This is a genomic window from Actibacterium sp. 188UL27-1 (assembly GCF_016901225.1).
Taxonomy (GTDB): Bacteria; Pseudomonadota; Alphaproteobacteria; order Rhodobacterales; family Rhodobacteraceae; genus 188UL27-1.
The window spans coordinates 1-12960 of record NZ_JAFEUL010000016.1; the positions used below are offsets into that span (position 1 = coordinate 1).

The 12960-nt window shown below is 59.8% G+C and carries 12 protein-coding genes and 1 pseudogene; 5 read left to right on the top strand and 8 right to left on the bottom strand.

Features of this window, described 5'->3' with window-relative positions; genetic code table 11:
* Positions 1-757, bottom strand: a pseudogene (locus tag IU397_RS17425) (transposase); the annotation flags it as partial.
* An 89-nt stretch (positions 758-846) separates the two neighbouring features.
* Here IU397_RS17425 and IU397_RS17430 point away from each other — a divergent pair.
* Positions 847-1692, top strand: coding sequence for an aminoglycoside N(3)-acetyltransferase (locus tag IU397_RS17430; RefSeq protein WP_204416231.1), 846 nt, complete (start codon positions 847-849; stop codon positions 1690-1692).
* 388 nt (positions 1693-2080) lie between these two features.
* Here IU397_RS17430 and IU397_RS17435 read toward each other — a convergent pair whose 3' ends face one another.
* Positions 2081-2662, bottom strand: a complete 582-nt coding sequence (locus tag IU397_RS17435) for a transglycosylase SLT domain-containing protein (RefSeq protein ID WP_204416232.1) — start codon at positions 2660-2662, stop codon at positions 2081-2083.
* 77 nt (positions 2663-2739) lie between these two features.
* On the bottom strand, positions 2740-3621 hold the full coding sequence (locus IU397_RS17440; protein WP_204416234.1) for an AEC family transporter: 882 nt from the start codon (positions 3619-3621) through the stop codon (positions 2740-2742).
* A gap of 84 nt (positions 3622-3705) precedes the next feature.
* Here IU397_RS17440 and hspQ point away from each other — a divergent pair, with 84 nt between their 5' ends.
* Positions 3706-4032, top strand: coding sequence for a heat shock protein HspQ (hspQ, locus tag IU397_RS17445; RefSeq protein WP_204416374.1), 327 nt, complete (start codon positions 3706-3708; stop codon positions 4030-4032).
* 15 nt (positions 4033-4047) lie between these two features.
* Here hspQ and IU397_RS17450 read toward each other — a convergent pair whose 3' ends face one another.
* The gene (locus tag IU397_RS17450; protein ID WP_204416236.1) at positions 4048-6294 is read right to left on the bottom strand and encodes a transglycosylase domain-containing protein; all 2247 of its coding nucleotides are present in this window, start codon (positions 6292-6294) and stop codon (positions 4048-4050) included.
* A gap of 263 nt (positions 6295-6557) precedes the next feature.
* On the opposite strand from IU397_RS17450, the gene IU397_RS17455 reads away from it, so the two are divergent.
* The 3 genes from IU397_RS17455 (at position 6558) to IU397_RS17465 (ending at position 9463) form a co-directional block, all read left to right on the top strand.
* The gene (locus IU397_RS17455) at positions 6558-6896 is read left to right on the top strand and encodes a P-II family nitrogen regulator (RefSeq protein ID WP_204416238.1); all 339 of its coding nucleotides are present in this window, start codon (positions 6558-6560) and stop codon (positions 6894-6896) included.
* Positions 6897-6924: 28 nt separating this feature from the next.
* Positions 6925-8304 (top strand): ammonium transporter, encoded by a 1380-nt coding sequence (gene amt / locus IU397_RS17460; protein ID WP_204416240.1) that lies wholly within the window; start codon positions 6925-6927, stop codon positions 8302-8304.
* 205 nt (positions 8305-8509) lie between these two features.
* Positions 8510-9463 (top strand): acyl-CoA desaturase, encoded by a 954-nt coding sequence (locus IU397_RS17465; protein ID WP_204416242.1) that lies wholly within the window; start codon positions 8510-8512, stop codon positions 9461-9463.
* Here the strand turns inward: IU397_RS17465 and IU397_RS17470 are convergent.
* The 4 genes from IU397_RS17470 to dapA all read right to left on the bottom strand — a co-directional run bounded on the left by IU397_RS17470 (position 9453) and on the right by dapA (position 12955).
* Positions 9453-10637, bottom strand: a complete 1185-nt coding sequence (locus IU397_RS17470) for an aromatic amino acid transaminase (protein WP_370541721.1) — start codon at positions 10635-10637, stop codon at positions 9453-9455. The two genes, IU397_RS17465 and IU397_RS17470, sit on opposite strands and share 11 nt — an antisense overlap.
* Before the next feature lie 5 nt (positions 10638-10642).
* Positions 10643-11491 carry a 3-mercaptopyruvate sulfurtransferase gene (gene sseA / locus IU397_RS17475; RefSeq protein WP_204416246.1) on the bottom strand — a complete coding sequence of 283 codons (849 nt, stop codon included), beginning with the start codon at positions 11489-11491 and terminating at the stop codon, positions 10643-10645.
* A gap of 72 nt (positions 11492-11563) precedes the next feature.
* Entirely contained in the window at positions 11564-12037 is a 474-nt protein-coding gene (gene smpB, locus IU397_RS17480) for an SsrA-binding protein SmpB (protein WP_204416248.1), read from the bottom strand.
* A 42-nt stretch (positions 12038-12079) separates the two neighbouring features.
* Positions 12080-12955, bottom strand: coding sequence for a 4-hydroxy-tetrahydrodipicolinate synthase (gene dapA / locus IU397_RS17485; protein WP_204416376.1), 876 nt, complete (start codon positions 12953-12955; stop codon positions 12080-12082).
* Positions 12956-12960: the final 5 nt, after the last annotated feature.

The window sequence follows — 12960 nt, forward strand, 5'->3', positions numbered from 1 at the left end:
CAATCATGGTTTGCGCAGCACCTACTTCAGCCTGTCTGATTGAGCGTGTCGCCTCAACATCCACGATAACGGAATGATCCGTGTCGATCGGATAATTGTTCGAATAGCTGAAGATTGCAGGCCGCAGTCCATTGGCTGGCCGGATCAGAATGTGATGTGAACTTCGGCTTGACCGGTGTCGAAGCCCCAAACGCTTTATCGTCAAGAACGTCGAGATATTCCCTGACAGCGCGGGGTGCATCATCAGGATCGATGGCGGATGCATCCCAATCTGCTTGTGCAGTTGAGTTCATCCTGTCGACGTCGGCCTCAATCAAGCTGGCATCAGCGGCAAATCCATGACCACCAACCAGGCCTTCAGAAATGCAGCTTGCGACGGTGGCTTCAAATACGGTGCGCAGAAGATCACTATCCCGGAACTTACCATGGCGATACTTTGAGAAGGTGCTGTGATCTGGCACTTTGCCGTCGATGCCAAGACGACAAAACCAGCGATAAGCTAGGTTCAGATGGACTTCATCACATAGCCGCCGCTCCGACCGGATGCCCAGGACATAGCCAATCACCAACATCCGCACGATCAGCTCAGGGTCAATCGAAGGACGGCCTAGATGGCTGTAGTGTGGTGCAATTTGCTGCCGGACAGTGCCGACATCCAGAAACCGATCAATCTCGCGCAGTAGATGGTCCGCAGGGACATGCGCCTCAAATCAAAGTCGTAAAACAACCGAGCCGGAGCTTCCTGAACACCCATCATCGTCAAATCCCTCCTCATCCGACAAAAGGAAGTGAAGCAAACGAATTGGCCCAAAACAACAAAGACTTCTTCAACAAAATAAGCCCAGTTTGACGGATGTTGCATCTGCAGAAATGGTGATAGTCAGGCGTATGGTTGCCGCATTTCATACCCAGACAAGCCTTTTCGGCGATCTGATCTCGCTCGGCGTTCACGCAGGAGACGGGCTTTTTGTGCATGGCTCGATGAGGGCCGTTGGCGGTACCGTCGCCGGTGCCCGAACGATTGTGGAAAGCCTTCTCAAAGCGGTGGGTGAAACAGGTCTTGTAGGAATGCCAGCGTTCTCTTCCGACGCCTACTTTCCTGCTGGAGTTGATGCGTCCCGCTTGACTCAAGATCAGATTGCCGAAATCGAAGACGCGGTTCCCGGTTTCGATCTAGCGAAATCCCCAACGTCGGGCATGGGTGTCATTGCGGAGACTTTCAGAAACTGGCCGGGAACCCAACGCAGCGACCACCCGGCTGTATCAATCTGCCTCAATGGGAAGAAAGCAAAGGGCTTTCTCAAGGAACACAGCCTCGCGTGGGCAACGGGAGAGAAAACGCCCCTTGGGAAGCTCCGTGATCGCCCTACCATGAAGATCCTGCTGATCGGGGTCGGCTGGAACCGATGCTCGGCCCTTCACACAGCCGAGACCTTTGCGCAACATAAGCGGACCAAGACACGGCGCTTCAAGAACGGTGGCCCCAAAGGATCATGGATCGAAACAACCGACGTAGCAGATGATATGAACCGGCTTTTTCCTGCAGTGGGTGAGGCGTTCGAAAAGACTGGCGCGGTGTCTTTCGGGAAATTCGGTGGTGCGGATTGCAAGATATGTGATTTTCGATCTCTAGTCGAGTTTGCCTCTGATTGGATCGACTGCGCCAACAAAAGAAGCGGCGATCTCAGCTAGCTGAACTGTGCTCCGCAATGGCAGCGTTGTCCGCACAACGACTTCAGACCGGGACGGCGTGACCAAGATCGCCTGAGATGACTAGTTGAGACGCTCCACACGACCTGCTGTATCGGGTCAGAGGTTTGTGGCGTTCCATAGCAATGTTAACGCATCACCACCGCGCGCTCTGTTAAGAGGCGTCCGGACTGCCTCTCGTATGCATGGAATGTGCATCATTTGTGTATGGGTTCTGCACCACGGATTTCACCCAAATCCCGGCTGTTTACGGGTTGGACGCCCCAAAAGCCCATCGGGTGTTCAGTTCCACCGAACGGTGCGTTAACCCTTCGGGGCCATGCAACATGCGTCCTGACGGGCAGTTATCCCACCAGCCAGAGCGGTCAGGTCACAGCCTGCCGCAGCTGATCAGCTGATTGCGATAAAGCTGCGAGCGCGCGTCGATCTCACCTGCGATGCGCACCAGCCACGGCTTCTTGTTGTAGCTGCCCCGGGCGAACCCGGTATGCCCGTCGTGATAAGCCAGATACTGGTTGCGCGCATCGGTCAGGGGCACGCCGTTCCGCTCCCGCGTTTTGGTCATGTACCAGCCCATGAAATCCGTTGCATCCTTGATATCGTTGCGCCTTGCACCGCGCCGACCGGCTTCCTGCTTGTACTCTTTCCAAGTCGCGTCAAGGGCTTGGGAATATCCGTAGGCCGAACTCCGTCGCCCCATCGGGATCACGCCCAGCGCATATTGGAACGGTGTCCGCGCGTCGCTCTTGAATTTGCTCTCCTGATAGATCGTCGCCATCTGCACGTTCACCGGCACACCCCATCGGCGCTCGGTCTGCTTGAACGCGCGCAAATAACTGGGTCGTTCCCGCACGATGCTACACGCATCATCCAGGTTGCGCGGGGCCGTATTACTGCCACCGCCACAGCCACAAAGGACCGCCAATAGAAAAACGCAAAGGATCCTGCTCATATGCCCCTCGCTATGTGTTTGTTTTTTCGCGTTATAGCTGATCCGACAAGCTAAGGAAACCAACTTGACGGTCACGTTTACAGCAGAAATGCCAGCGCCAGCGGAAAGGTGACAATCGACAGAAGGGTCGACACCACGACCAGGCCCGCCACGTCCTGAGGCCCCGCCTGGTACCGTTCGGCCAGCATGTAGGATGTGACCGCAACGGGCGTGATCAGCTGTAAAACAAGGACGCCAAGGGCCACTGGCGAGAGGTCCAGGGCCATGCCGACCCCCACCGCGATTGCCGCCGACAGACCAGCCTTGAGCAGTGATAACCAGATCGGGCGCCACAACGTGCCGGGCGACATCCGACCCACGGCGACCCCCAGTGTCAGCAACATCAGTGGGATCGCCATCTGCCCGATCAGATCCAGCATGTTGCCCAGCCATCCCGGCACCTGCCACCCTTGCGACAGAAACAATGCGCCCAAAACCGTGCCAATCAGGATCGGTTCGCGCAATACACGCCCCGGCGCTCCACTGCCCGAAACCAGCCAGATCCCATAGGTGAACGTCCCCATCGCCATGATCGCGAACACAACCACAGCGAGTGCCAGGCCCTCTTCGCCAAACGCAAACAGCGCCAGCGGCAAGCCGACATTCCCGGTATTGCCAAAAATCAGCGGCGCCCAATAGGTGCGGCGGTCCAGCCCCGAAAGCCAGCCGATCAGGCAGACCATCAACGTCACACCTGCATAAGCCACTATGGTCGCTACGGAAATTGCGGTCAGTGCTGCGGCCTCCAACTCTGTATCGACCAGCGCGGTAAAGATCAGGCACGGCACGGCCAGCGTCATGGCCAGCCGCGTGACGAATGCCACCGGGTAGTCAAAGCCCAGGCGGATCCACCCGAAGCCCAGCCCGGCAATCGCAATGACAGGGGCCACAACCTGGAGTACTGTGAGAATCAGTGCCACAAACTGTTTCTCTCAACCGGAACATGTTGAATGGACAATACCCCCGTAGAGCGATTAGGTGGGGGCGTCGAAGGGTGCATTACCATGTTGAAAAAGCGCGCCAAGTATCACTTAGGTCAGATCGTTCGCCACAAGAAACATCCGTTTCGGGGCGTTGTCTTTGACGTGGACGCCATGTTTTCGAATACCGAGGAATGGTATGATGCCATCCCCGAAGACAGTCGCCCGTCCAAGGAACAGCCGTTTTACCACCTGCTGGCGGAAAACGAGCAAAGCTATTACGTGGCCTATGTCTCGGAACAGAACCTGCTGCCTGACTATTCGGGCGAGCCTGTGGACCACCCTGACCTGCCCGATCTGTTCGGTGAGATCGAGGATGGCGTCTATCCCCTGCACTTCCAGCTGAACTGATCGCGGGGCCACGCTCTACTGGCCCAGCAATTCACGAAGTACATTCTGCAAAACCCGTTCGGCAACATCGCCCTGCTCCTGGCGGCGCTGCTGTCGCTCCAACCGACGTTGGCGTCGTTCGGCCCGGCGCTGATCCTGCAGGCTGGGCTGTCCTGCCTGTTGCTGGCGCGACTGACTGTTGGCGCTTGCCGTCGATCGCTGGCTCACCGGGGCCTTGGGTTGCTGGGGCACCAGCATAGGCAACGGATTGATCGGGGTATCCTTGTGGACCCGCACCATGGTTTCGCGCCAGATATCAGCCGGCAGACCACCGCCCGTGGTGCCTTTCAGCGGGGTGTTGTCATCATACCCCATCCAGACACCCACGACGTAATCCGCAGTAAAGCCGATGAACCACGCATCCCGCGCCGCCTGGGTCGTGCCGGATTTGCCCGCCGCCGGGCGCTCCCCCAGTTGCGCGCGCTTGCCGGTGCCATCCTGAATGACCCGGCTCATCATGTAGACCAGGTACTGGGAGGCTTGCTCGGTGATCACCCGCTCTCCATACCCGCCATCTTGCCCAGCCAGGGGGTCGGCATCGCCTTTCAACTGCAACGCGCGCAGACCATAGGGTTTGACGCTGCGCCCGCCATTCAGGATCCCGGCATAGGCGCCCGTCATCTCGATCAAGGTCGACTCCGATGCGCCAAGGGCCAGCGCCGCGCCATCCGCAAGGTTGCTCGCAATGCCAAAATCGGTGGCGATCTTCTGAACGTTTTCGCGGCCCACCTCCTCTGACACTTTCACCGCAACCACATTCACACTATGGGCCAGCGCTTCTGACAGGGTGATGCGGCCACGAAAGTTGCGCGTGTAATTCTTGGGGCAGTACTCTCCCGATCCGGGAATATTCATGCAAAACGGCTCATCCACCACGGTGGCATTGGGCGTGAAACCCAAATCCAGCGCAGCCGCATAAACGAATGGCTTGAACGACGACCCGGTCTGCCGCCGCGCCATCGCCGCACGGTTGAACGCCCCTGAAACCTTGGTCTTGCGGCCTCCCACCATGGCCCGAACGGCCCCATCGGCCGACATGACGACAATCGCCGCCTCCGCCTTGGATCCTGGGCTGACCTTGGTGGTAAAGATATGATCCATCGCCTCCTCGGCTGCGGTCTGCAGCTTTTGGTCCAGCGTGGTCTGCATGATCACGTCTTCGGTGGTGTCCCGCGTCAGAAAGGCCGGGCCGGATTTCATGACCCAATCGGCAAAATATCCACCGGCCCGCTTTTCCGCTGCCGATGACAGCGTGGCAGGCGCATTCCAAGCTGCATCGCGTTGCGCGGCCGTCAGATATCCCTGTTCATGCATCAGTTTAACAACCGTCGCCGCGCGATCCTGGGCCCGTTTCAGGCTGTTGGTCGGGGCATAGCGCGTGGGCGCCACCAGCAGACCAGCCAGCATCGCGGCCTGGTTGGGTTGCAATTCCGCCGCCGATATTCCGAAATACCGCTGGCTGGCCGCCTCAAACCCGCGGGCCGAGGCCCCCAGATAGGCCCTGTTCATATAGATCGTGAGGATCTCGTCCTTGGTATAGCGAGCCTCCATCGCCATGGCATAGATGGCTTCCTTGACCTTGCGCCATTTGGTCGTGCGGCGGCAATCCTCTTCATATTCCGCTTCCGTCATGCCTGTGGCGGGATCAAAGGGAACGCCCAGGCATAACAGCTTGGCCGTCTGCTGGGTCAGGGTCGATCCGCCATGGCCCGATAGCGGGCCGCGCCCTTCCCGCAGGTTGATCTTGACGGCGCTGGCCACACCGCGCGGGCTGACCCCGATATGGCGATAGAACCGTTTATCTTCGGTCGCGATCACGGCATTGGTCAGGTTGTCCGACACCTGGCCCAAATCGGTGATGCTGTTAAACACCTCACCCCGCCAGGCAAATGTCCTGTCTTCGCGATCCAGTAACGTGACCGACCCGCGGGTGCGGCCATCGACCAATTCTTCAACCGGGGGCAGTTGGGCGTAGAAATAAAAGACACCAACGGCGATCACAGCGGTCACCATGGCGGTCGCCCGCCAGGTCACACCCCAGATCAACCGGGCCACGAACCGCACCAGGCCGATGATCCATCCCAACGGGCCACGCGACCGGGCTGCCGCCTTGCGTTTGCGCGGCGATTTTCGGGCCGGGGCCCGCTTGGATTTTGCCTTGGCAGACGGTGTCGTCCGCTTGTCGGCCCGCAAAACTGGGCGCTTGCCGCCGGAATTGGCCATGCTTTGTCCTGTTTGTCTGCGACTGCTCGTTTTGACGTCATCTTAGACTGCGCCAATCGGAAAGGGGAGAGAAACGCTGCAATTGTCCGGTTTTATGTCTGCTCAAAAATTAAGCTGATCAGCGTATTTGTGTAAAAATTGTGCACAAATGCCCAAGGAACGATCCATTTTTAGGCTGCCCTTTCTTGAAGCACCCCGGCTTAGCCTGTTGTCACTGCACGGGGGCCCGACTGGAACGCCCAAACGGAGAGAAGGGGACAAGCGTGAAACTGATTATTGCAGCGATCAAGCCGTTCAAGCTGGAGGAGGTCCGGGAGGCTCTGACCACCATCGGCGTGCGCGGCATGATGGTCACGGAGATCAAGGGGTTTGGATCGCAATCCGGCCATACAGAGATCTATCGCGGCGCCGAATATGCCGTGAATTTCGTGCCCAAGGTCAAGCTGGAGTTGGTCGTATCGGCCGCAATGGCGGATCAGGTCGTGGATACGATCCAAAAGACGGCAAAGACCGACAAGATCGGCGACGGCAAGATCTTTGTGCTGGACGTAGATCAGGCCGTGCGTGTGCGCACCGGCGAAACCAACGACGACGCGCTGTAAAGCCTGCGCACCAACAAGGGTAAAGTATATGAAACTCAAATCACTCCTCTGGGCAGGCGTCGTCGCTGCGACGCTTGTACCGGTCATGGCCATGGCGCAAGATGAGGTCGCCGCCGCATCTGCTGAAGAAACGGCGTTTATTTTCACGACATTGCTGTTCCTGATCGGCGGTTTTCTGGTGTTCTGGATGGCAGCCGGATTTGCCATGCTGGAGGCTGGTCTGGTCCGCGGCAAGAACGTGACCATGCAGCTGACCAAGAACATTGGCCTCTTTTCAATCGCGGCCATCATGTACTGGTTGATTGGCTATAACGTGATGTATCCCGGTGATGGGAACTGGATCATCGAAGGCGTCTTTGGCACAATTTCCCCCAAGGATATCAAGACCGACATTGATGCGGGCGGGTATTCCAACGCCTCGGACTTCTTCTTTCAGTTGATGTTTTGTGCCACCACGGCCTCCATCGTTTCGGGTACCCTGGCCGAGCGGATCAAGCTGTGGCCCTTCCTGATCTTTGTCGCGATCCTGACCGGCCTGATCTACCCGATCGAGGCATCCTGGCAGTGGGGCGGCGGCTGGTTGTCCGCCATGGGCTTTAGCGACTTTGCGGGTTCCACTCTGGTGCATGCAGCCGGTGGGTTTGCCGCGCTGGCCGGTGCCATCGTCCTTGGCCCCCGTTTGGGCAAATACAAGGATGGTCGCGTCAATCCGATGCCGGGCTCCAACCTTGCCCTCGCCACTTTGGGAACGTTCATACTGTGGCTGGGTTGGTTCGGCTTCAACGGTGGTTCGCAACTGGCCTTCGGTACACTATCCGATGCCGATGCCGTGGCTCAGATCTTTGCCAATACCAATATGGCCGCAGCAGCCGGTGCGGTGACCGCACTGATCCTGACGCAGGTGATGTATGGCAAGGTTGATCTGACCATGGTGCTGAACGGTGCCTTGGCTGGTCTGGTGTCGATCACGGCGGAACCTTTGGCGCCGTCCCTGTTCGACGCCCTGTGGATCGGTGCCGTCGGTGGCGTGATCGTGGTGCTGACCGTGCCGATGCTGGACAAGTTCAAGATCGACGATGTTGTCGGCGCTATTCCCGTTCACCTGCTTGCCGGTATCTGGGGCACGCTCATCGTCGCGTTGCACACCCAGGCAGATCGGGTCGATGCCGAGGGCAACCCAGTGTTGGACGCGGCTGGTGATCCTGAAAAGGTCGGGTTCGTCGCCCAGCTGATCACCCAGGCCATCGGTGTCATCGCGATTGGTGGGTTTGTCTTTGTCACATCCCTGATCATCTGGGTAATCCTGAAAGCCGTCGCAGGCATCAGGGTCAGTGAAGAGGCCGAGGTGACCGGGCTCGACACGGCCGAATTGGGCATGGAAGCCTATCCGGAGTTTTCCAAGGGCTGACACCTCCCTTCCTGTCAGTCACGACTTGCCCCGGGCTTTGCGGCCCGGGGTTTTTTGCTGGCGAATTATGCCGTGAAAACAACTGTCCCCGCGGGGACACCTTTTTCAGCCGATGCAAATAATCCGCGTTGATCGGAAATCCCTGGCGCATCTGGCCGCCCAGAATACCCCTTGCCGCATCACAGAAGGCCACCATAGTGGAACCATGACGCATCTCATCTCGACCGAGCGGGTCTTGGCCACCGCACAGACCTCTGCCACGGACGGCCAGATCCGCGTGCTGCCGGGTAAGACACTTTGGCTGGCGACCCATGGGCTGGGCGGGCTGGCGGGGATCATCCTGTTTCCACGTCTTGATGCCCTGGTCGTGTTCCTTGCCCTGAGCGCCGTTACCATTTGCGCAGGCCATTCGGTGGGCATGCACCGATTACTGATCCATCGCAGCTTTAAGACGTCGAAACCCGTTGAATACGGTCTGGTCTGGCTGGGTGTTCTGGTGGGGATGGCCGGCCCGATCGGCATGATCCGGGCCCATGACATGCGTGACTGGCACCAACGACAAGCGGTCTGTCCGCCCCATCCCGCCCATGGGGCAGGGTTTTGGCGGGATGCCTGGTGGCAGCTTTGCTGCGAGTTTCGGCTGACGCGGCCACCCCAGTTCACAGTTGAAAGTGAGGTATCTAAAGACCCCATATACTTCTGGATGGAACGCACATGGATGCTGCAACAGCTGCCCGTGGCGGTTTTGCTTTACGTCCTTGGCGGGTGGGCCTGGGTGTTGTGGGGAGGCTGCTTGCGGATATTTGTCTCGCTCGTTGGGCATTGGATGGTGGGCCATTTTGCCCATAAGGGCGGCCATCAAGGGTGGCAGGTCATGGGTCTGCCGGTGCAGGGTTACAATCTGAGGGGGCTGGGTCTGATCACCTTTGGCGAGAATTGGCACGGCAACCACCATGCCTTTCCCCACTCCGCCAAGCTGGGCGTGGAGGACGGACAATCCGATCCCGGCTACCTGTTCATCCACATGCTGGCGTGGTTAGGGATCGCCTGGGACATCAACGGCCCGTCGAGCGCACCGGAACGCGACGGATTACGCCGGCTAACCGATACGGCCAAAAATGCCGAAAAGAATGCTTTAGATCAGCACGTTACGTCATAGCAGCTGCAATGGCCGCAGCGGCGGAAGGCACCGTTTCAATGGTCAAACCGGCCAAGTTGATACGGCTGTCGCCGACCATGTAAACGCCATGATCCGTGCGCAGGGCAGCCACCTGATCGGGTGTCGCGCCCAAAAGAGAGAACATACCCCGCTGGTGGCGCAGCTTTTCGAACCGATCCGTGCCGGTGATGCGACCCAGTTCAGCGCTAAGGGCCTGCCGCATCTGGATGAGGCGCAGGCGCATCGCATCCAATTCGCTTTCCCATGATTGCCGCAGGTCTGGGTCGGTCAGGATCGTAGTCACGACCCGGGCGCCGTGATCGGGCGGAAAGGCGTAGGACAGGCGGTTGAGCCAATCCATGGTGCCAGCGACCCGATCCCGGGTTGCGCCATCGGGACAGCAAGCCAGCAGGATGCCCACCCTATCACGGTAAAGGCCAAAATTCTTGGAGCCGCTGACCGCCACCAGCATCTCTGGCACCGCCGTGGCGAGGTGGCGCAGGCCAGCCGTGTCAGCCTCCAACCCGTCGCCAAAGCCCTGATAGGCCAGATCGACCATGGGAAGCAGGCCAAGGCGGCCGCACAACCGCGCGACCTCTTCCCAGGCGTCCCGCGACAGATCGGCCCCGCTGGGATTGTGGCAACAGCCATGGAGCAAGACGACATCCCCCGTCTTGGCCTGGGCGAGATCATCGAGCATGGCAGAGAGGTCGGCAATCCCCGTTGCCGGGTCATAGTAACGGTAGGTGCGCACGGGCACGTCCATCGCCGCCGCAATGGCGGGGTGGTTCGGCCATGTGGGCGCGCTGAGCCATAAGGTCATGTCGGGGTTGGCGCGGATGGCCATTTCCAGGCCCTGGCGGACCGCGCCGGTGCCGCCCGGCGTCGCGAGCGCCGCGATCTGGCCCTGCGGCACGCTGTTGCCCAGCACCAGATCAGCCATGGCGCGGTGAAAGGCGGGATCACCGGATAGGGCCGTATACCCCTTGGTCAGTTGCGCATCGAGCAACCGGGCTTCGGCGGTTTTGACGGCTTTGAGGATCGGGGTCTCACCGGTTTCCGTCCGGTAGACGCCAACGCCCAGGTCGATCTTGCCGGGCCGGTCATCGGCGGCAAACATCGACATCAGGCGGATGATCTTGTCCGGCTCCTGCGCGGGCAGCCCGGCCAGCAGCGCCGTCATCCAGTGGCGACTTTCAGGTCAGGGTATTTGCCCCATTCTGTCCAGGATCCATCATACAGCGCGTGGCGCGAATGGCCGATCCGTTCCAGGGCCAAGCTGAGGATCGCGGCGGTGATGCCCGATCCGCAACTCGTGATCGCGGGTTTTGCGGGGTCAAACCCGGCCTTGGCGAAGGCGGCCCGCAGGTCATCGACCGGTTTCATGGTGTGATCATCGTTCAGCAGGTTTTTGTACGGCAGATTGATCGCATTGGGGATATGCCCTGGCCGCAGGCCGGGGCGCGCCTCGGGCGTATCGCCCCGAAACCTATCGGCTGCGCGGGCATCGATGATCTGCCAATCACCCAGCTTGGAGGCGGCGGCGACTTGAGTGACGTCTTTCACCAGATCGGCCTGGCGTTGCACCGTGATATGCCGGTCGCGGACCATGGGGGGCAGATCCTCCAGAGGGCGATCCTCGGCCGTCCATTTGGGCAGGCCACCATCCAGCACGGCGACGTCGCGCTTGCCCATGAGCCGCAGGAGCCACCAGACACGCGGCGCCGAAAATAGTCCCATCCCGTCATAGACCACCACCTGATGGCCATCGCCGACACCCATGGCGCGCATCCGGCTGATGAATTTCTCAACCGGGGGGACCATATGGGGCAGTTCGGACCGGGTATCACTGATCTCGTCGATATCAAAAAACCGCGCGCCGGGGATATGGCCGATCTCGTATTCGGCCTTGGCGTTGCGGTCCATGTCGGGCAGATACCACGAGGCATCGAAAACGCGCAGGTCGGGATCCCCCAGATGATCGGCTAGCCAGGCGGTGGATACCAGCGTATTCGGATCGTCGGTCATCGAGAAGTCCCCCAAGGGTCACGGTTGATGCAGATGGTTACTGCGGGACCGGGCGTGAGGCAAGATTGCCGCCTACCCGTTCTGCCGCAGCAGACGCGCCTTTTGGCGACCCCAGTCGCGCTTGGCCTCGGTCGCGCGTTTATCTTGCGTTTTCTTACCCTTGGCGATGCCAATCTTGATCTTGGCCTTACCGCGATGGTTAAAATACAGGACCAGCGGCACCAGGGTCATGCCCTTGCGCTGCGTTTCGGACCAAAGATGCGCCAGTTCCTTGCGGCTGACCAGCAGCTTCCTGCGGCGGCGTTCCTCGTGGCTGAACATCGCCCGATTGTAGGGGGCGATGTAGCTGTTCACCAGCCACAGCTCCCCGTTTTCGACCGCGGCATAGCTTTCGGCGATGTTGGACGGGTTTTCGCGCAGTGATTTGACCTCGGACCCCTGCAGGAGGATCCCGCATTCGACATCGTCATCGATCGCGTAATCGTAACGTGCTCGCCGGTTTTCGGCGATCACCTTGTAGTTGGGGTTTGCTTTATCCTTGGCCATGGGGGCCGGATATAGGGGGAGAGCGGCCCCACGCCAAGGGGTCTAGTTGATCAGCCCCGCATGGCGCATGGCATCCTGGATAGCGGCCTTGGTGCCATCTGTCAGCTCAACCAGCGGGGACCGCACCTCTGCCGCGCATTTGCCCAGGACCGAAAGTGCATATTTCGCGCCAGCCAGGCCCGGTTCGATGAACAGGGCCGTATGCAGGGGCATGAGCCGGTCCTGGTAGTCGAGCGCCTTGACATAGTCACCGTCCAGCGTGGCTGTCTGAAACGCGGCGCAGAGCTTGGGCGCCACATTGGCGGTGACGCTGATCGCGCCGATCCCGCCATGGGCGTTGAACCCAAGGGCGGAGGCATCCTCGCCCGAAAGCTGGATGAAATCCGCGCCACAGGTGGTGCGTTGGTGGCTGACCCGGGCAATATCGCCGGTGGCATCCTTGACGCCGATGACGCGCGGCAGTTTGGCCAGCTCTCCCATCGTTTCCGGCGTCATATCGACGACGGAGCGACCGGGGATGTTGTAGATCACGATGGGCAGGTCACAGCAGTCATGGAGCGCGGTGTAATGCGCGATGAGCCCCGCCTGCGTGGGTTTGTTGTAATAGGGCGTGACGACCAGCCCGGCATCCGCCTTGACCCCGGCGGCGTGCTGCATGAACCGCACGGCCTCCACCGTGTTGTTGGACCCCGCCCCGGCCACGACAGGTACGCGACCGGCAGCGATGCGCACGGTATGTTCGACGACGGTTTCATGCTCTTCATGGCTGAGCGTGGGGCTTTCCCCGGTGGTTCCAACCGGAACCAGCCCGTGGCTGCCTTCGGAAATCTGCCATTCGATGAAGGCTTCCAGCGCCTCCAGATCCACCGCGCCCTTTTTGAACGGGGTGACCATCGCTGTCATGGATCCTTTGAGCATCTCCG